16 protein-coding genes and 1 rRNA gene are annotated in these 18,136 nt (G+C 50.0%); 14 read left to right on the top strand and 3 right to left on the bottom strand.

Annotated elements, in window-relative coordinates; translation table 11 throughout:
* Positions 1-132 (top strand): 23S ribosomal RNA (locus AB4Z33_RS24490); the annotation flags it as partial.
* Between the two features lie 212 nt (positions 133-344).
* Here the strand turns inward: AB4Z33_RS24490 and AB4Z33_RS24485 are convergent.
* Together AB4Z33_RS24485 and AB4Z33_RS24480 are read right to left on the bottom strand one after the other, a co-directional pair.
* Positions 345-680, bottom strand: coding sequence for an ankyrin repeat domain-containing protein (locus AB4Z33_RS24485; RefSeq protein WP_442052397.1), 336 nt, complete (start codon positions 678-680; stop codon positions 345-347).
* Complete coding sequence (locus AB4Z33_RS24480; protein ID WP_442052396.1) at positions 677-832, bottom strand: hypothetical protein; 156 nt, start codon at positions 830-832, stop codon at positions 677-679. Before AB4Z33_RS24480 ends, AB4Z33_RS24485 begins: the two co-directional genes overlap by 4 nt.
* A gap of 194 nt (positions 833-1,026) precedes the next feature.
* Between AB4Z33_RS24480 and AB4Z33_RS24475 the strand changes: the two genes are divergently transcribed.
* Genes AB4Z33_RS24475 through AB4Z33_RS24450 form a run of 6 tightly spaced genes read left to right on the top strand, consistent with a single transcriptional unit; the run spans position 1,027 to position 6,822 of the window.
* On the top strand, positions 1,027-1,494 hold the full coding sequence (locus tag AB4Z33_RS24475) for a YdeI/OmpD-associated family protein (protein ID WP_442052395.1): 468 nt from the start codon (positions 1,027-1,029) through the stop codon (positions 1,492-1,494).
* Positions 1,495-1,512: 18 nt separating this feature from the next.
* Entirely contained in the window at positions 1,513-2,277 is a 765-nt protein-coding gene (locus AB4Z33_RS24470; RefSeq protein ID WP_442052394.1) for an AAA family ATPase, read from the top strand.
* A gap of 23 nt (positions 2,278-2,300) precedes the next feature.
* Complete coding sequence (locus tag AB4Z33_RS24465; protein WP_442052393.1) at positions 2,301-2,795, top strand: CYTH domain-containing protein; 495 nt, start codon at positions 2,301-2,303, stop codon at positions 2,793-2,795.
* 35 nt (positions 2,796-2,830) lie between these two features.
* Complete coding sequence (locus tag AB4Z33_RS24460; RefSeq protein ID WP_442052392.1) at positions 2,831-4,915, top strand: class I SAM-dependent methyltransferase; 2,085 nt, start codon at positions 2,831-2,833, stop codon at positions 4,913-4,915.
* Between the two features lie 33 nt (positions 4,916-4,948).
* Positions 4,949-6,202, top strand: a complete 1,254-nt coding sequence (locus AB4Z33_RS24455) for an S-layer homology domain-containing protein (protein ID WP_442052391.1) — start codon at positions 4,949-4,951, stop codon at positions 6,200-6,202.
* Positions 6,203-6,228: 26 nt separating this feature from the next.
* A complete protein-coding gene (locus tag AB4Z33_RS24450) occupies positions 6,229-6,822 on the top strand; it encodes an AAA family ATPase (protein WP_442052390.1) in 594 nt (197 codons plus the stop codon).
* Between the two features lie 35 nt (positions 6,823-6,857).
* On the opposite strand, the gene AB4Z33_RS24445 is transcribed toward AB4Z33_RS24450, so the two are convergent.
* A complete protein-coding gene (locus AB4Z33_RS24445) occupies positions 6,858-8,246 on the bottom strand; it encodes a DUF5808 domain-containing protein (RefSeq protein WP_442052389.1) in 1,389 nt (462 codons plus the stop codon).
* Positions 8,247-8,404: 158 nt separating this feature from the next.
* Between AB4Z33_RS24445 and AB4Z33_RS24440 the strand changes: the two genes are divergently transcribed.
* The 7 genes from AB4Z33_RS24440 (at position 8,405) to AB4Z33_RS24410 (ending at position 18,115) form a co-directional block, all read left to right on the top strand.
* The gene (locus tag AB4Z33_RS24440) at positions 8,405-9,394 is read left to right on the top strand and encodes a Gfo/Idh/MocA family protein (protein ID WP_442052388.1); all 990 of its coding nucleotides are present in this window, start codon (positions 8,405-8,407) and stop codon (positions 9,392-9,394) included.
* Positions 9,395-9,804: 410 nt separating this feature from the next.
* Positions 9,805-11,223, top strand: coding sequence for an RtcB family protein (locus AB4Z33_RS24435; RefSeq protein WP_442052387.1), 1,419 nt, complete (start codon positions 9,805-9,807; stop codon positions 11,221-11,223).
* A gap of 48 nt (positions 11,224-11,271) precedes the next feature.
* Complete coding sequence (locus AB4Z33_RS24430) at positions 11,272-12,054, top strand: nucleotidyltransferase domain-containing protein (protein ID WP_442052386.1); 783 nt, start codon at positions 11,272-11,274, stop codon at positions 12,052-12,054.
* Positions 12,055-12,098: 44 nt separating this feature from the next.
* A complete protein-coding gene (locus AB4Z33_RS24425; RefSeq protein WP_442052385.1) occupies positions 12,099-13,364 on the top strand; it encodes a class I SAM-dependent methyltransferase in 1,266 nt (421 codons plus the stop codon).
* Between the two features lie 5 nt (positions 13,365-13,369).
* Positions 13,370-15,955, top strand: a complete 2,586-nt coding sequence (locus AB4Z33_RS24420; protein ID WP_442052384.1) for a metallophosphoesterase — start codon at positions 13,370-13,372, stop codon at positions 15,953-15,955.
* Positions 15,956-16,426: 471 nt separating this feature from the next.
* Complete coding sequence (speD, locus tag AB4Z33_RS24415; RefSeq protein ID WP_442052383.1) at positions 16,427-17,236, top strand: adenosylmethionine decarboxylase; 810 nt, start codon at positions 16,427-16,429, stop codon at positions 17,234-17,236.
* A gap of 6 nt (positions 17,237-17,242) precedes the next feature.
* A complete protein-coding gene (locus tag AB4Z33_RS24410) occupies positions 17,243-18,115 on the top strand; it encodes an SDR family oxidoreductase (RefSeq protein ID WP_442052382.1) in 873 nt (290 codons plus the stop codon).
* Positions 18,116-18,136 lie beyond the last annotated feature (21 nt).

Below are 18,136 nucleotides of genomic sequence, written 5' to 3'. Positions count from 1 at the left end.
CGTGAAGCCCCCCTCAAGATGAGATTTCCCAGTATGTAAGACCCCTTGAAGACGACGAGGTTGATAGGTTCGGGGTGGAAGCACAGCAATGTGTGTAGCTGACGAATACTAATCGGTCGAGGGCTTATCCTAAAGAGCTTATATGGTCCATACAACCTGTAGGCAACAGCTAAAACATTCATTCAAAACGTTCATATTCAGTTTTCAAGGTGTAAGCATTCATGCTTACTAACAAAAACCTGAGCGATTCAAGCTTCAAGGTTTTTTTTTGTGTTTTCAAATAAGCCGCGGTTGTATAACGAGTTGTGTATTCTACTTGAGAGGAAGAACAAGACGGAATGGATTTAAGTGCGGTTATTTTGTTCGCTAATCAGTCGTTTCAACAACCTAGCCATGGCTGTTCTTCCATGACGAGCCGCGTAGTCTAGAGCGGTATCTCCGTTGCGGTCAGGCAACTCGATCTCTGCCCCGCATTGGATGAGAACATATACGATTCGCATATTCTCATGAAGTGCGGCGGCTATGAGCGGTGTGATCCCCATCTCATTGGAATAGTTGACGTCAGCACCTTGAAGCAATAACAATCTCACTTTGGAGTAGTCATTATGAAGAACCGCTGTGAATAAAGCCTCGTCTACCCCTGCATCTCGTTGTTCGTTCTTTGTCCCCTGCATCATCATTGTCCTCTGTTCCTATGGATCTCGCTTACAAGTTGATCGACTTGCCGACACAGCTCGATAATTTCGTTATCCTGCCATAGCTCCTTATTAGCCGATAATAGAATCAGACGATTTCGCAGCTGCTCAAGCCGTTGTTCCAAAGGAACGTCCATTAAGCCACCTCATTCACTTATTGTTGCGATTAACGTAATAGTATCATTTTAGCGCAATGTCATAAGCTGTGATAAATGCCATAAGTTCCATTTGCTAAAACTATTTTCACTAGTCGAGTAGGGTTTGTGAAACTAGGCCATTCGTTGCTACAATAGAGCTAGACCTATTAACCGCTCGAGGATGGAAGGAGTACATGATGGAGGAGTTTGAGACTGCACTCGTAAGACCGGAGGGGGTAGGGACATGGACGTATGTCACAATTCCTTGCTCTGTGGAACAACTGTACGGAACGAAATCACAGGTAAGGGTCAAAGGAACGATTAACGACATCCCATATAGAGGTTCATTGATGCCTCATGGCAACGGCTCGCATTATATGGTCATCAATAAGACGCTTCGGGAACAAGTGAAGGCCGAGGCGGGTGAGAGCGTACGTATGACGATGGAGCTGGATACGGCTCCGCTCGATGTAGAAGTTCCGGATGATTTGGCAGCAGGCCTCGGGGAAGACGAGCAGGCGCGCTCAGTCTTCGAATCTCTTTCCTACTCGCATAAGAAGGAATACATTACGTGGATTGAAGATGCCAAGAAGGCGGAAACGAGACAGAATCGTATCGTAAAATCGATTGAGAAATTGAAAGCCGGCAAAAGGCTGAAATGACGCAGGAGGACTAGCCTGATGGCAAAAAGCGAACTGGGACTTTATCTAAGAAGCGTTAGTCTGCTTCGTGATCTCATACCTGCCTTCGACAAGTATCCGTTCAATCTTAGCGCGATCCGCGAATTGGAACGGCTCGACTTTCATCCAAAGGTGACTTACATCGTCGGCGAGAACGGGATGGGCAAGTCTACCTTGATGGAGGCGATCGCGATTGCACTCGGCTTCAACCCGGAGGGCGGAACGATTAACTTCTCGTTCTCCACGGAAGCGACACATTCCGAGCTTCATGAATATATAAGACCGGTGAGAGGCGCTGTGAGACCGAGAGACGGATTTTTCTTCCGAGCGGAGAGCTACTACAATCTGGCGACAAATATTGACGAGATGGACCGTCAGCCTGGTTTTGGCGGCCGTGTCATTGACTCGTATGGGGGAAAGTCGCTCCATCAGCAGTCGCATGGCGAGTCGTTTTTTGCTGCATTTCTTAACCGTTTTGGCGGGAACGGTCTCTATATCATGGACGAGCCCGAGGCTGCTTTATCGCCGCTTAGACAGATGGCCATGCTCTCGCGCATGCATGAGCTCGTACAGCAGCGCTCCCAATTCATCATTTCGACCCACTCGCCGATTCTTATGGCCTATCCAGACTCCTATGTCTATAGCCTAAGCCCCGAGGGAATTTCGCTTACGACGATGGACGAGACGGAGCATTACATAATCATGAAGCAATTCCTAAATCATAAAGAGAAGATGTTAAGAGAGTTGTTCGGCGAAGAAGATTGAGTTAGCAAAAGGAGAGAGACGAGATGGCATTGGAAATTGAACGTAAATTTTTACTGCAAGAAACGGTAGATAGCTTGGTCCAACAAGGTGAAATCCAAGTCGTATCCGAGCAGCGGATCGAACAGACGTATTTGGCGCTCGATGTGAATCAGGAGCTGCGCGTCCGCAAAATTACGAACGTGGCTACGGGGGAGCTAAGCTTCACGCATACGTTCAAGCAAGGCAATGGGCTAGCGCGCGAGGAGATTGAATACAGCATTACGGAATCGATCTATGGGCAAGTCGTTAACGCCTTCCAAGCTGTTCCTCTTACGAAAAACCGCGTCACCGCCGAATGGAACGGTGACATAGTAGAGATCGACATTTATGATCAGCTTAAGCTTACGGTGCTGGAGATCGAGTTCGAGTCCGAGAGCGAAGCGCTTGCATTCGAGGCACCCGAGTGGTTCGGCAAAGATATCAGCGATGAGAGGCAATACAGCAATAAGACGGTATGGCGGGAATTACAGAAGAAATAAATTCATTCACGGCAAACGAGGAGGAAACGCACCTTATGCTGCAATCGCTTCAAGCCATTCAGGCTTATCGCCAAGGCGAGCCCGTCAATCCGGAACGGCATCCTTGGCTTCATTACCTCACGTCCGCGGAAGAAAGAATCGTTAACGTAGAGCGAATAAGCTCCCTCGATCAGTTAAAAAATGCAAATCCGGTACTCGATTATGTGGAGAGAAGCTTGCGTATTCTGGATGCGAAGAAGCTCTCTTATTGGATGAAGGACGCGCTTGAGCAGGTACTAGCCTGGTCGGAGACGGCCAAGGGCGGCACGTTCAAGGATCGTATGCGCTGGCAGTCGGAGGGCATAAATATTTTCGTCCATAATAGCGGATCAGCCCAGCTCTACGAGCGTTCGCTGAACGAGGGGCAATTAGGTGGCGAGACTGCGATTATTTCTTTGCTCATTGAAGCCCATGGACTGATCGGTCAGCAAATCCGTGGAGAAATACCGCAGTCCGAGGGTGCCGCTCTGCTCGAGAGCGTGAATAGCGGTCAACTGACGGCGGAGGAGCTAGAGCAGGTGCTGCTCCAGCTTAACCATTGCGTGATCGGGGCGGTAGCACCCGAGCTATGGGAAGCCGTAGGCGCAGAAGTGGCGGAGCGCATTCACGAGCTGGTTATCGAGCGCTCAGTTAGGGTGGAGGAAACCCGTGATCGGCTGCGAAGAATGCGCACGTTGTCGATCAAGCGCGGCGAATCGTTCGATGATGTGTACGATAAGCTGGATCAAGCGTACAGGCTTCAAGAGCTGCTTGAGCCGCTGAGCGAAAAGACATTTTGGTATGCGGAGCCTGCCCTGCAGGATTTCTCGCTGGAGCACTTTCTGAAGCTGATGGCCATCGCCACCCGCAATGAAGGTTTAGGTAATGTGCGGCATATTAGTTTCGAGCGGCTAATGAATGCCATGTACTATGACTACCGCGGCCAGAAAAAAATTAATGTCTATAAGCTGCGTATGATGGAGAAGTATTTGAATGAGCTGGATTGGAACGCTATTCGATCGGGCCAGATGACGCACAGCAATCCGCATTTGAGCCATAGGCTGAGTCAGAAGGAACAGCTTGAGGATACGATATTTGTCGAGTTCGAATTTTCCGCTGCTGCGGAAAAGCTGATCGCCTTCTGCGTGGAAGCCGAGAAATCGCCGCTGTACGAGCGGGCGGTATTGCTGCTGTATGATCTGTTCGAGCTGCGTAGGGACAAGTACGACCGTTTCCACAACGAAGAGGTATACCTAGCCGACATGAATCAAACGGCGGATTACAAAAAAATTATACTCGACTACGTCGTCGGCGATCGTGTCATTGATATCGGTCCGGGCGGAGGCGTGCTGCTTGATCTAATTGAGGAGCGACTGCCTGACAAAAAAGCGATTGGCATTGATATTTCTACCAATGTCGTAGAAGCGCTGAACCGGAAGAAGCAGCTTGGCGGCCACCGCTGGGAAGTGATGCAGGGCGATGCGCTGAATCTGAAGGATTACGTAGAGCCGGGCAGCATAGATAGCGTTATTTTCTCATCCATCATTCATGAGCTGTACTCCTACGTCCCTTATAACGGCAGCAAGTTCAATTACGACACGATAGCGGCTGCGCTTCGCAGCGCGTATGATGTCCTCTCCGAAGGAGGGCGTATTATTATTCGCGACGGTATTATGACCGATCCGCCCGAGATGACGAGAAAGCTTCGTTTCCTTCAGCCGGATGCGATGCCATGCTTGGAGCGATACAGCAAGGACTTCGCTGGCCGCAAAATCGTATTCGAGAAGCTCGGTGACAACGAGGTGCGAATGCCGGTTAACGATGCGATGGAGTTTCTGTATACATACACCTGGGGAGAAGAGGCTTATGTGCATGAGGTACAGGAGCAGTTCGGGTATTTCACGCCGAATGGCTATCACGATTTCATCCGACTTACGCTAGGAAGCAGCGCTAGAATAGTGACGAGCAGCCATTACTTGCAGGCGGGCTATACAGAGGCGCTGGCTGACAAGGTAGAGCTGTACGGGGAAGACGGCGTACATGTGCCGTTGCCGGACAGCACCTGCTTCATCGTCATCGAGAAGCGAACGGGTAAGGAGTAGATTGATTTTAACAGTTCTGGGGAGATCAAGTAGATGAAGAAATTCGCTATCATTATCATGAGCATCATCATTATGGTTGTGGCTGCACCTATTCACGCTGCTGCTGCAACTACTACTAATAGTTTCAAGGATGTTCCAGCCACTCACTGGGCTAAGGACGTTATAACTGAGGCAGCTAAAGCTGGCTATGTGACTGGCTACCCTGACGGCACTTTCCGACCTAACGACCGAGTCAACGTGGATGAGTTCATCACCATGATGATCCGCTCCCTGACGACGAAGCAGTCCAACGGCAAGGTGACTTGGTCCATGGAGTACTTCGACCAGTTGAGCTACCCTATGCAGTCCAACCTGGTTGAGACGACGGAGTACTTCGACCCTAACAAAGTCGTGTCAGCGACTAAGTACTGGGCTGACCCCTACCTCGACCAAGCTCAGCGCATGCTGTTCTTCAAGCGCGTCGATCCGGCTTGGGGCGGCAAGTTTAACGTGAGCCTGAGCCGTGAGAAGGCTGCTTACCTCGTCATGTCTCTGCTGGCTTGGTCTGAGCACCACGAGAACGAGATGCTTGCTGACCTGGCTTGGAGCGACATCAAGGACAAGAACAGCATCGTATACACGACGCACGTCATCGAGGCTTACATCAAGGGTGTCATAAATGGCTACCCTGACAAGACTTTCAAGCCTAAGGGCTACATCACCCGTGCTGAGTCTGTCGTCCTGGTCGACCGCATCGTGAAGAAGTCTAATCGCACACCTCACCTACCGGATCTGTCTGGTAAGCACTACACTACGGTTGCGATGCCGGGCGGCGATACGAAGTACTACGTCTTCCCTAACGCTGAGTTTAATAAGCTGTTCGACGCCCTTGAGGCAGTCCAGGAAACTGCTCCATCTGACAGTTACCTTGAGGATGCCCGCGTCGTTCAGACTTATTACACAAACAAGGAAGATTACGACAAGATGACTTACGAGAATTATCGAGGCATCTACGACTTCCAACCTTCTGTGATGAGCGTAGGCCTTGGTTCTTCGGACATTGACTTTGGAATTTCAATAGATTCTAAGTATTCAATTAATGGATATGAAAAGATCTACAACACTTTTGTCAATTTTATGTTCGAGTCCAAGTCTGAGCAGTTCAACAAGATTTTCATGGACAAGCTTAAGGATCGGAAGGACAAGGGCACAATTAAGCCAGTAACTATGGTGATCAACAACCGTGAGGTTCGTATCACGACTGTAGGTTACAATGGAATTGTGGCTTACATTTCAATTAAGCGCTAACGGAGGTAGAACGTGTCATTGATGCGATGAGGAAACTCGTTTTTTTTGTAGGCGGTGCGGGGGCAGGCAAGACGACGCTGGCGAAGGCGCTTGCGGCAAGGCGTGGAGCGGCTCTGTTCGATATGGACACGATGCTGCGTCCCGCGGCGGTTGCGCTGATGACGCAAGCAGGATTAGACCCGGACGACCGGGATTCGGCGGCCTACAAGGCGCTCTGCCGTGATCTCGGCTATCGGATTACGATGGACGCAGCGTTGGAGAATGTGGCGATCGGGAACGATGCGCTCGTGATTGGTCCTTTTACGAAGGAGACGGACGATCCAAAGTGGATTGAGTCGGAGCTCGCGAGAATCGGAGCAACGCTCAGCGATGTCGAGGTCTCGGTCGTGTTCGTCCAGCTAAAGGACGATCGACAGCATTATGAGCGAATCGCTAGGCGAGGCTTGCCGCTCGATCAATACAAGCTTAAGCACTGGGAAAATTTCAGCCAAACGTCACTAGCATCGCGGGAGCTGAAATGGAGCATTCCTGCGAGTTCAGTGCTTTATTTCGACAACTCGGGTGAGCTTAACGAGCAGACGATAGACCTGGTGGAGCAATTCGTCTATGGTGCGAAATAGCCGTATTAGAAGCAAACAAGGATGACCCCTGAGGGTCATCCTTGTTTGCTTGCTTCAACGAGATTGGCGTAAAGCTCTCGTGTCTTGGCGGGGTCATTTTCATTGTAGATGATATAGGTATAAGGTAGTTTGATCATGATGTAAGGCGGATTGTTTTTGTAAATGTACAGCTTAGTCTTGCCAAGCGAGTCTAGCTTGAAGCTGCCTCTTGCATAAGCAGCGGTTGCCATGCCGTTCGTGCGAAAACCCGAAGGAACGGTGTCCTCAAGCGTAATTGCCACCACATCATTCAGCGGGAAATCGAAATCGTAAGGCGAATAATCAATTGCAATACGTCCGCTATTCTCAATGGTCAGTACAGGCCCGGTGTAGTCGGACTTAATGGCAAAAGCGCTAAGTGGAAGGATGATGGCCAAAGAAACGATAATCGTTCCGTATTGAATCCTTCTGCCTGTCCGAGTAGCCATATTGATCGTTGTTCCGATACCGACTCGCTTCGGCACCATGACCGACGGGTCGTTCGGATTATAATAGGTGGAGCCGTTCTGCCAATATTGATCGTCGTCGATAAGGACGCTTTGACCATCCGTATGGGCGATGTCATATGTAAGCATGGCGAGCTTATTATGAACGAACAGAATTCCGCCCACTGGGACCAGGGAAACGAGCAAAACGCCGATGAGCCAAAATACAAAGGTCGAAGAGCTGCCCTCGGACAATATCAGGTAACCCGTAATTGCGCAACCGCTCTCGAAGATCGCCATGGACAGCCACAAAATAGACCAATACCGTCTGCCGGCTGAATGGATTGCCTCGTTAACGAGCTTGTTCTCGCTATACAATTTGGGCTTCATTCTCGTAAATGCGGCCGAGAGAGCGAATAAGATGGATGTTATGCCTAGGGACGCTACTCCCGTCATGCGCAGCAGCATGTCCGATTGTTGGAATGAGAGAATGATGAACACTAATGCGACAGCTACAGGTATGGCGAACCAGTATGCGGATAATAGGGTCGCTTGCGTTAAGCTGCTAATTTTATCGTCGATGCGAACCGTACGCGGCTCGCCTATGAACCATTTCTTCTCCCTCTTCAGCATAGCGGCTCCATGATGGACGCGGATAAAGGGCAGCCTCGATGTGTACAGAAAGACGGCTAGCCACATTAGCGTGTAAATAAGCGACAAGGAAAAGAAACTGGTAAGTCCGAACAAGGGAATTACTGCAAGCAAGGCAATCGTAAAGTATACGGTATACGACTGGTTGTACAACGTTTTCAGATCGAGCAACTGCTTGTCGTCTAGTGCTTCCGGTGGAAGCGTAATCCCGAATAGGATGCCGCCTTTCGGTTTGTTTTGGCCAAAATAGATGAGAACCACAATGATGTAAGTGATAAGGATCGGGATGAAAAGTATGTATTTATCCAAATATTCAAGCCTCCTGGTTATAGTTACGATGAGTTGTAGCATTTAAGCAGCCGCAAGCTTTACTCCTATTATACGAACATTTATACTTCTAGGTGCACGGTTTTTTTGAGATTAAAAGTTTTTAACCACAATTTAAACGCAGTAAGGATGGGAATTAGATGGTTAGATTCGGAGTTATCGGAACGAATTGGATTACGGAACGGTTTATCGACGGGGCGCKCGAGGTAGCGTCATTTCAATTAACGGCGGTTTATTCGCGAACGGCGGAGCGTGCGGAGGAGTTTGCCGCCAAGCACGAAATTCCAAATACATATACAGATATAGCTGCCATGGCGGCAAGCGGAGAGATCGACGCGGTGTACATTGCGAGTCCCAACTCGTACCACGCACAGTATGCGATTGAATGTATGAAGCATGGCATTCATGTATTGTGCGAGAAGCCGGTCGCTTCCAACGCGAAGGAGCTGGGCGCGATGATTATGGCGGCGAAAGAAAACGGAGTGCTGCTGATGGAGGCGCTGAAGTCAACATTCATGCCGGGTACGGCAGCGATCAGGGAGCATTTGTCCAAAATCGGAACGGTGCGCCGTTTCTTCGCGAGCTATTGCCAATACTCCTCCAGATACGATGCCTATAAGGCGGGCACGGTGCTTAATGCGTTTAATCCTGCATTTTCGAATGGCGCTATCATGGATATCGGCATTTATTGCATCTATCAAGTCGTAGCGCTGTTCGGCAAGCCTGATGAGGTGAAGGCAACGGGCGTTATGTTGGAATCTGGCGTTGATGGCGAGGGAAGTTTATTGCTGAAGTATGCGGACATGGATGCGGTTATTATGTATTCGAAAATAACACAGTCCTCGCTTCCTTCCGAGATTCAGGGAGAGAACGGCAGTATCCTCATCGATAAGATCAGCGAACCGGAGAAGGTCGTCATCCAATACCGCGACGGCAGAGAGGAAGACCTGTCGCAGCCGACCTCCGGAAATTCGATGTATTACGAAGCGAAGGAATTTATCGAGTTGGTCGAGGCCGGCAAGACGGAATCGGCGATTAATTCGCTCGCAACTTCCATGCTGGCCATGGAAGTCATGGATGAGGCGAGAAAGCAGCTGGGGCTTGTGTTTCCGGCGGATTTGAAGGATTAAATGGTAGTTGAGACTGCTCTTATGAAATCAAATGGTGAGCTCGGTCGATGGATGGCATTCTAACGGAAAAAGAAAAGTTTCGCGGTAACCAAGCGAGCGTGAACAAGTTAATTTTAAAAATAGTTTGACAAAACCCAAATGCTGGATTTATTATGATGAGAATCAATTGAAGGGAGGCCGACCACTATGTTCAGCTACAATCTACCTGTCGAATTACAGCATCAGCTACAGCTTAATAGCTTGTCCATGTCGTCGGCCTCATCGGGGCCCTCGACTGCTTTCTAATACTTCGCGCTTATTGAAATTTTTTGTGAAGTTGCAAAAGCATAGGCGTATTGAAGCCGTGGACGATGAGTATCGTCTGCGGCTTTTTTGCGTTCATTTCCGTCACAGAGAGGGTTAGAGAAGTTATGAAAGAAATGTATTATCAGCAGGTAAGCCTGCCAGCGGGACAGGTGCATGTGTATGCCGGACCCGAATTGTTCGCCGCGCTTGATTACAAAGTGTTCCAAATGGCGAACAACAATTTGCAAATTCCGAATCAATTTTATATGAGCTATACACCGGACGTTCACGTCGGAGTAGGAACGTGTATTGGAACGACTGCCGTATGGCAAACCGAGAACGGGTATGTGTCGCCGTCTATTGTCGGCAGCGATATTGGCTGCGGCATGCGGGTGCATCTGACGAATATGCACAAGGATGAATTACGAGATATTAAGCTGCGGCGCAAGCTGGTGAAGGCGATCGATAAGTATTTGCCCTCTGAAGAGCACGCCCGGGGCCACTTCTCCGATATTCGGCTGGAGCATGTGCTGAAGAAGGGATTGCATGGACTGCCGAAGAAATATGTCCCTGACGCATATACGCCTCGGAAGGCAAGCTCACTTACCCATGTCGAGAGCAGCAAGTTCAGCTTCGACGAGGAAGCGCTGAATCGGTTTCCTGAGGTCGTGTGGCATCGCTCGCACCGTCAGCTAGGGACGCTTGGCGGAGGCAATCACTTCGCGGAGATTCAAGCGATTGAGATTGCGGAAGAAAACCGTGAAATTGCGCAGAGTTGGGGTCTATTCGACGGCCAGGTTGCCGTCATGATCCATTCTGGCTCGCGGGCTTGGGGCGGATCTGTTAGCCAGTACTGCAGCAATGATATTGCGAAGATGATGCGGGCCGAAGGCATTGGTACGGCCGATCCGAAGCTCGTATACGCCCCGCTATCCCACCCGCTTGGCGAGATGTATGTGAATCTACTTTATTCCTCGCTGAATTACGCCGTCGTCAATCGCCATCTCATAGCCTATGCCATTCGCGAGGCAGGCAAGGAAGTATTCGGCTCGAAGTTCGAGATGAGCACGCTATACGATCTCATGCATAATTACGCATGGGAGGAGCAGCATGACGGAGGAAATTATTTCGTTCATCGCAAAGGAGCGACACGAGCGCTGCCGGCAGGGCATCCGGACAATCCGCAACCCTATGCGGCTACGGGCCATCCGGCACTCATTCCAGGTTCGATGGGAACGTCCTCATATATTATGGTTGGCAGTGAGGGCGGCAAAAACAATTTTCATTCCATCTGCCACGGAGCAGGACGCATTCGGTCGCGCAGCGCGACGAAGCGGCTCATCACTGTGGATGAGTTCGCATCCGCCATGCGTGTCGGCGAGGAAGATGAGGTTGTCGTCAACCAGCGCTCGCTGGAGTCTCTCATCGATGAGTCCCCTCAAGCTTACAAGGACGTCGATCAAATTATCGAGAGCGTCGTAGGCGCGGGGCTCGCCAGCGTAGTTGCGAAATGCAAGCCGCTTGCAACGGTGAAGGGCGTATAGTAAAGAACGAACGATTATTAATAGAAGAGAGAAGAGGAAGTGACCCTCATGACCGAAGTCCGTTATGAAATTTTGCAGCAGTTAGGCGACATAGAGCGGGAGGAAAATGTTCGAATCTTATATGCATGCGAATCGGGAAGCCGGGCTTGGGGCTTCCCTTCCAAAGACAGCGATTATGATGTGAGATTCATCTATGTGAGGCCGGTTGAATGGTATTTGTCCATATTCAGCGGCAGAGATGTCATCGAGCGGCCGATCAGCGACATGCTGGACATTAACGGCTGGGACATGAAGAAGGCGCTCGGTTTATTCCGCAAGTCCAACCCGCCGCTGCTCGAATGGCTGCAGTCGCCAATACCGTATTTCGAGAATAGTACGGTAGCGAATCGGATTCGAGAGATCTCGCCGTTATCTTTTTCGCCGAAATCCTGTATGCATCACTATCTGAATATGGCTAGAGGCAACTATCGAGAGTATTTGCAGGGTGAGCAGGTCAGAATCAAAAAGTATTTTTACGTGCTGAGGCCGCTCCTGGCTTGCGAATGGATAGACAGCGAAGGAACGATGCCGCCGATGGAATTCGAACATCTCGTCAGGACATATATGGAAGAAGGAAGCGAGCTGCGTACTGTCGTGGAGGAGATGCTTGCGCGCAAGAAAGCCGGAGACGAGCTCGATTACGAGCCACAGCTCAAAGTGATCAACGCATACATAGAGAGCAAACTCGCCTACTTCGAGAAAGCGGCTGCTGCGCATAAAGCGCCGGAGACGCTGCTGGACGATAAGCTGGATAATCTGTTCCGACAGGTATTGAAGGAAGTATGGAGCTAGAGCCAACAAGGATAGTGGATGGTAGATAGGAGGGGAAATAAGAGATGGCAATCGTACAACTGAGCTCGAGCAATCCAGATCTGTCGTTCGTGATTAAGAAAAATCCGAATGCGGGCATGATGCTTCGAGCTGTAAGGAAAGGAATCGCCTACGGCTGGTACAGCGAGCCGTCGTCGTTCCATGTTTACTTCAAGGATGCGGATAATGAGGTTTCGTTCAAAAAACACGCAAAGGACGACTTCGAATACTTAAACGTATCCCGTTACAATACACCGCTGTTCCCGCTTGCGGCGATCAATGAGTTTTTCTCAGCGCCGCTGAAGGCACAGGATACGCGGGATGTAGAAGRCTATGAGCATACGCTTCATATCAATATGATTCATATTCATCTTGTGCGTTATATTGAGTTTTTCAATAAACATATGCAAGGCTTCACGTTCGAAATGGAGCATCTTGCTCACAAGAGCTATTCACTTACGATTAAAACGGGGAAAAGCCTGCATCATCTGATGCATGTCGCCAGCGTGCTTTGCTTGTTTCTAGCGTTGTTCGGCGAGGAGTATCTCGATCTTTCAGATGATTTGATCGTGAAGTATATGAAGAGCGTCCAATTGATCGACGCGCCGTTCTACATTCGCAGCCTGTTCGCCCGGAACTTCCTTTCGACAAGAGAGCGATTCAAGAAGTATAAAGCCGAGCTGGAGAAATCGGATCGTTATGCGATCAGCTTCGAATTCGGCGGTACGGCGCAGCAGCGGCGAAGCTTCATCGGCGGCGTGCTGCCGTTCAACAAAGCGATCTTGGACGTCGGCTGCGGTGAAGGTTTCTACGCGATTCCTTTCGCGGCGAAAATCGAAGACAGCTATTACGCGATCGATATTAACGAGCCATTGCTGGAAATCGTGCAGCGTAAGGCGCAAGCAAAGGACATTGACAATATAGCGACGTACCCGTCGATTGACCATTTTGTCGGACAATATAATGGGGAGCGCGTCGATGTCGTCATGACCGAGGTGATCGAGCATATGAGCGAAGAAGAAGCGGCTGAGCTCATTGTACAAATATGCGGCAGCGTGGACTTCGATCATTTTGTGCTGACGACGCCTAACGCGGATTTCAACACGTATTATGAGCTGGAGGACTTCCGGCATGACGATCATAAATGGGAAATGGGACGCACCCAGTTCGAGCAGTGGTTGCATCGCATTATCGAACCGCTAGGTGTAACCTGCGAGTTCGTTGCGATTGGCGACGGCGTGAATGGTGTGCGGACGACGCAAGGTGCGATTTTGAGAAAGAGGGGGGAATAAGAACAGTGGAAATAACGACGAAGGTTCATACGATATTTATGTTGATCGGATCGACGGAATGCGGCAAAACGACGTTCGCGAAGCATGTTCTTATTCCTCAGCTTGGCTTCGAGGATGCAGCGCGCGGCGTGAAGGCGAACGTACAATATTTGTCCTCCGACGGCATTCGCCAGGAGCTGCTTGGTTATGAATACGATAAGTACGACCAAGTAATGCTTGAGGCAAGCGCTCAAGCGTTCCAGCTATTGTACGAGCGGCTGCGTATGGTGACATCATTCCCGGTGAACGCGGAATTCGTTGTTGTCGATACGACTGGACTTGCTGAGGACTTTAGGGAAAAGGTTCGGGAAATCGCGAAAGCGAATCATTATAACCTAGAGGTTATCCTGTTCGACTACAAGAAGCGGGAAGATTATTACGCCTCAGAGCGTTCGAAGAAGCTGATTACGGCTCATATTAATCGGCTGCGCAAAGAAGTGCTCGGTTCACTGGCAAGGGAGCAATATGGCAAGATCCATAAAGTGAGGGCGAAGGACTTCTTGTCGCCGGTGGATGGCGGTGCTAATCCGGATTATAAGGTTAACATCACGAATAAGGATGAATTGATTTCGTGCTCGTTGCCTCAAGATGGCAAATACATCGTCGTTGGCGACGTGCATGAATGTGTCGATGAGTTGAAGGCGCTGCTCGTTAGCTTGGGTTTCGAGATGGATGGCAATAGGCTTATTCATACGGACAAGACGCGGAATACGAAAGTGCTGCTTGCAGGTGATTGGATTGATAAGGGCGGTCGAACGGGAGACATTATCGAGTTTCTCTATGACAATCAAGACAACTTCCTGTTCGTGATGGGCAACCATGAGAATTTCGTCAGCAAGTACATGAAAGGCGAGATCAAGGGCGTGGAGCAGGAGCTCTTGGATCACTTCTTCGATTCGACGAAGACGCTCTCGAAGGATAAGTCGCTGCTCGCCAAGTTCGACCATTTGTTCTCATTGTCGAAGTCGTTCTATCGACTGATCGGCACGCGTACGCCATCGTTTTATGTGACGCATGCGCCTTGCGAGAGCAAGTATATTGGTAAGCTGGATAGCGATTCGGAGCGCCATCAACGCAACTTCCGCATTGACCGCGACAAGCCGCTCGAAGAGCAACTGCCATTCTTGAAGCGGGATGCGGTAGGCAACCATCCGTATCATCTGTTCGGCCACATTGCGGCGCAGCAGTCGTTCCGTATCAAAAATAAGATCCATATCGATACTGGCGTTGTGCAGGGCAATGCGCTAACAGGAGTCATATTGGCGCATAAACCTTTCTTCAAGACGCAGAAGGCTGGGGCGGTCATTTCGGATGAGCCATTGCCGCTCTTGTTCAAGGAGGAACGCAAAGTATCGCTGCAGGAGCTTAGCGATGAGGATTCACGCAGGTTGCGATACATTTCGAACAATAAGATTAACTTTGTATCGGGAACAATGTCGCCTGCGGATAAGGACGAAGCTGCCGGAGAGCTGGAGTCTCTTGCGCGCGGACTGGATTATTTTGCGAATCGCGGCATTCATAAGGTCGTGCTGCAGCCGAAGTATATGGGCTCTAGATGCAATGTGTATTTGCACAGAGAGCTTGAGCAGTGCTTCGCTGTCAGCCGCAATGGATACAAGATAAATGCGGTCGATATGGCACCGGTGTATGAGGTTTTACTTGGCAAGTTCGGAGCCTATATGGAGAAAAACGAGATCGAACTGCTGTTGCTTGACGGAGAGCTGCTTCCTTGGCTGGCGCTTGGCGACGGTCTCATTCAGCGGCAGTTCAAGCCGATAGGCAAGGCGCTTGAGACAGAGCTTGCTCATCTGACTGGGAGCGGATTCGACGAAGCATTGGGCAAGCTGCTGCAGGCTTATGAAGAAAGCGGCTTCGAGAAGGATCAGCATCATTTGGCCAAGAACGTGCTTAGCGAGAAGTATGGGGCAAACATCTACCAATCTTATAAGTATGTAGCCGATCTGAGAGGGAAGCATGTTCCGCTCCACGAGCATATTGGCGCTTATGAAACGTACAAGAAGCAGCTTGAATTGTATGCCGAAGCGGGCGAGCTATCGTATAAACCGTTCGCGATGCTTAAGATCGTTTACCAGAACGGCGAAGAGCTGCTGCCGGATTGGCCGACTTCGGAGATGTACCGGTTYTTGTCGGATGACGAATTCGTTGTGCTTGATTTGTCTGAGGCGGGGAGTTATGAGGCAGCGGAGCGCTACTTCGCCAAGCTGACGGTAGAGCAACATATGGAGGGTGTCGTCATCAAACCGGATGAGCGGGATGAGCGGGCGCTGCCTTATATGAAGGTTCGGAATAAAGAATACTTGTCGATCATTTATGGATACGATTATCGTTTTCCTCATAAGTACGGCAAGCTAATGAAGCAGAAGAACATTYAGCTTAAGGCGAGGACGTCGCTCAATGAGCATCGCCTCGGCAATCGGATGCTCGCGATACCGTTCGCCGATATTAACACGGCGAATGAGAGCTATAGAGCAGCGGCAGCTGAGCTGCTGTTCGAGACAGCGAAGGAGAAGGAAATCGATCCGAGGCTGTAACGATGAAGAATGAAGCATTTTGCATCTCGGCTGGTCCGGGTGCAGGATGCTTTTTTTACTATGACTGACCAATCAACAAAAAAACGTGATTGGTTCCCACTAAACTTCCAATTGTTGCAGCTATCGATCCATGTGCGAAGTCCGAGTTCGGCTGTCCGAGCCTCGGTTGCTGATACTAACGGACACCAGAGACTCTTATGGGTTGATTTGCGATTTTAACTGTACTAACGGACAAATAAGCCTCTAACAGGTGTGTTTGGCAGCGGAATCGATTCGATTGGCGCAATTAGCGTCTGTTGTGTCCGTTACGATGCAGCGGCGGTCGAATAATGGCAATTAGGGTCATTTATGTCCGTTAGCCGACTGCTCCTAATTGAGTCGCCGTAGTTTTTTTGCGTGTAACAAAGCAATATTCGCATCGGTCTCTAATTATTGGGTAATAGTAGTTAGGAAGGAAAAGGAGGGATCAAGGTGAAGCTAACGCATGAACAGCGAATACAGCTGCATGGCTTCAATAACCTGACGAAGTCGCTCAGCTTCAATATGTACGATATCTGCTATACGAGGTCGAAAGAAGAGCGAGAGTCTTACATCGCCTATATCGACGAGCAATACAATTCGGAGCGGCTGACGAAAATATTGAATGACGTGTCCGATATTATCGGCGCTCATGTGCTCAATACCGCAAAGCAGGATTATGTGCCGCAGGGCGCAAGCGTAACGCTGCTCGTATCGGAAGGGCCGATTGTCGAGGTGCCGACGGAGTCGTTCGAGGAATCGCCGGGACCGCTGCCGAATTCGGTTGTCATGCAGCTCGATAAAAGTCATATTACGGTCCATACGTACCCTGAATACCATCCGGATGAAGGAATCAGCACGTTTCGAGCAGATATCGACGTATCGACCTGCGGTGAAATCTCACCTCTTAAGGCGCTCAACTACTTGCTCCATTCGTTCGATACGGACATTATGACGATCGATTACCGGGTGCGCGGATTCACGAGAGATATCTACGGCGATAAGCTGTTCATTGATCACGATATCAATTCGATCCAAAATTATATTCCGAAGGAAGAAGCCTCCCTGTACGATATGATCGACGTCAATATTTATCAGGAGAACGTATTCCATACGAAGTGCAAGCTGAAGCAATTCGATCTGAACAATTATTTATTCGGCTACACGAAGGACGAGCTGACGCAAATGGAGCAAGAGGAGATTACGAGCCGCTTGAAGTCCGAGATGGACGAAATCTTTTATGGCAAAAATATAAGGAGCTGATCACAGATGACGAATGCATCCAATAATAAAACGCCTGTGTTTCCGCCGMAAAATCAAAATCGACAGCCGGGCATCGAATCAGAAATGAATCCGCTGCCGATCTATGAATGGGAAGGATATAAGGCGGCGGGCAAGCTGAAGGGGAAGGTCGCAATCATTACGGGCGGCGACAGTGGAATCGGCCGCGCAGTTTCGGTTGCTTACGCGAAGGAAGGCGCCGACGTCTGCATCGTGTATCTCAACGAGCACGACGATGCGAAGACGACGAAAGCAGCTGTTGAACGGGAAGGTGTGAAGTGTCTTCTGCTGGCTGGCGATGTCGGAGACGAAATGTTCTGCAAGGATGTCGTGAAGCAAACGATAGAGACGCTCGGCAGACTGGACATCGTCGTTAACAATGCGGCTGAGCAGCATGTCAGGAAGAAGCTGGAGGACATTACGGCCGAGCAGCTTCATGCAACGTTCCGCACGAACGTGTTCAGCATGTTCTATCTGACGATCGCAGCGATGCCGCATCTGAAAGCGCCGGCCTCTATTATTAATACAGCTTCGATCACGGCGTACAAAGGCAATCCGACGTTGATCGATTACTCCTCGACCAAAGGAGCAATTGTCTCGTTCACCCGTGCGCTCGCTGCCAACCTCGCCGCCCAGGGAATCCGCGTCAACGGCGTTGCTCCCGGCCCGATCTGGACGCCGCTTATTCCGGCTTCGTTCGACCCGCAGTCCGTGTCGACCTTCGGCTCGGACACGCCGATGGGACGCGCCGGCCAACCGTATGAGCTGGCTGCGGCGTACGTCTACCTGGCATGCGATGATTCCAGCTATGTGACCGGTCAGATGCTTCATATTAACGGCGGGGAGATTGTGAATGGTTAAATGATTATCTGAGGGAGCATG

Origin of the sequence: Paenibacillus sp. 2TAB19, assembly GCF_052115185.1 — a bacterium.
In the GTDB taxonomy this organism is placed as follows: Bacteria; Bacillota; Bacilli; order Paenibacillales; family Paenibacillaceae; genus Pristimantibacillus.
Note: the sequence above shows the minus strand (reverse complement) of the source record. Positions and strands in the feature narration are given on the sequence as shown.

What these genes read in the sequence shown, in the direction of transcription:
- AB4Z33_RS24475 (WP_442052395.1), top strand. Translation starts at nt 1,027, where the DNA reads ATGATGGAGGAGTTTGAGACTGCACTCGTAAGACCGGAGGGGGTAGGG.
- AB4Z33_RS24460 (WP_442052392.1), top strand. Translation starts at nt 2,831, where the DNA reads ATGCTGCAATCGCTTCAAGCCATTCAGGCTTATCGCCAAGGCGAGCCC.
- AB4Z33_RS24480 (WP_442052396.1), bottom strand. Translation starts at nt 832, where the DNA reads ATGGACGTTCCTTTGGAACAACGGCTTGAGCAGCTGCGAAATCGTCTG.
- AB4Z33_RS24450 (WP_442052390.1), top strand. Translation starts at nt 6,229, where the DNA reads ATGAGGAAACTCGTTTTTTTTGTAGGCGGTGCGGGGGCAGGCAAGACG.
- AB4Z33_RS24435 (WP_442052387.1), top strand. Translation starts at nt 9,805, where the DNA reads ATGAAAGAAATGTATTATCAGCAGGTAAGCCTGCCAGCGGGACAGGTG.
- AB4Z33_RS24430 (WP_442052386.1), top strand. Translation starts at nt 11,272, where the DNA reads ATGACCGAAGTCCGTTATGAAATTTTGCAGCAGTTAGGCGACATAGAG.
- AB4Z33_RS24455 (WP_442052391.1), top strand. Translation starts at nt 4,949, where the DNA reads ATGAAGAAATTCGCTATCATTATCATGAGCATCATCATTATGGTTGTG.
- AB4Z33_RS24485 (WP_442052397.1), bottom strand. Translation starts at nt 680, where the DNA reads ATGATGATGCAGGGGACAAAGAACGAACAACGAGATGCAGGGGTAGAC.
- AB4Z33_RS24465 (WP_442052393.1), top strand. Translation starts at nt 2,301, where the DNA reads ATGGCATTGGAAATTGAACGTAAATTTTTACTGCAAGAAACGGTAGAT.
- AB4Z33_RS24470 (WP_442052394.1), top strand. Translation starts at nt 1,513, where the DNA reads ATGGCAAAAAGCGAACTGGGACTTTATCTAAGAAGCGTTAGTCTGCTT.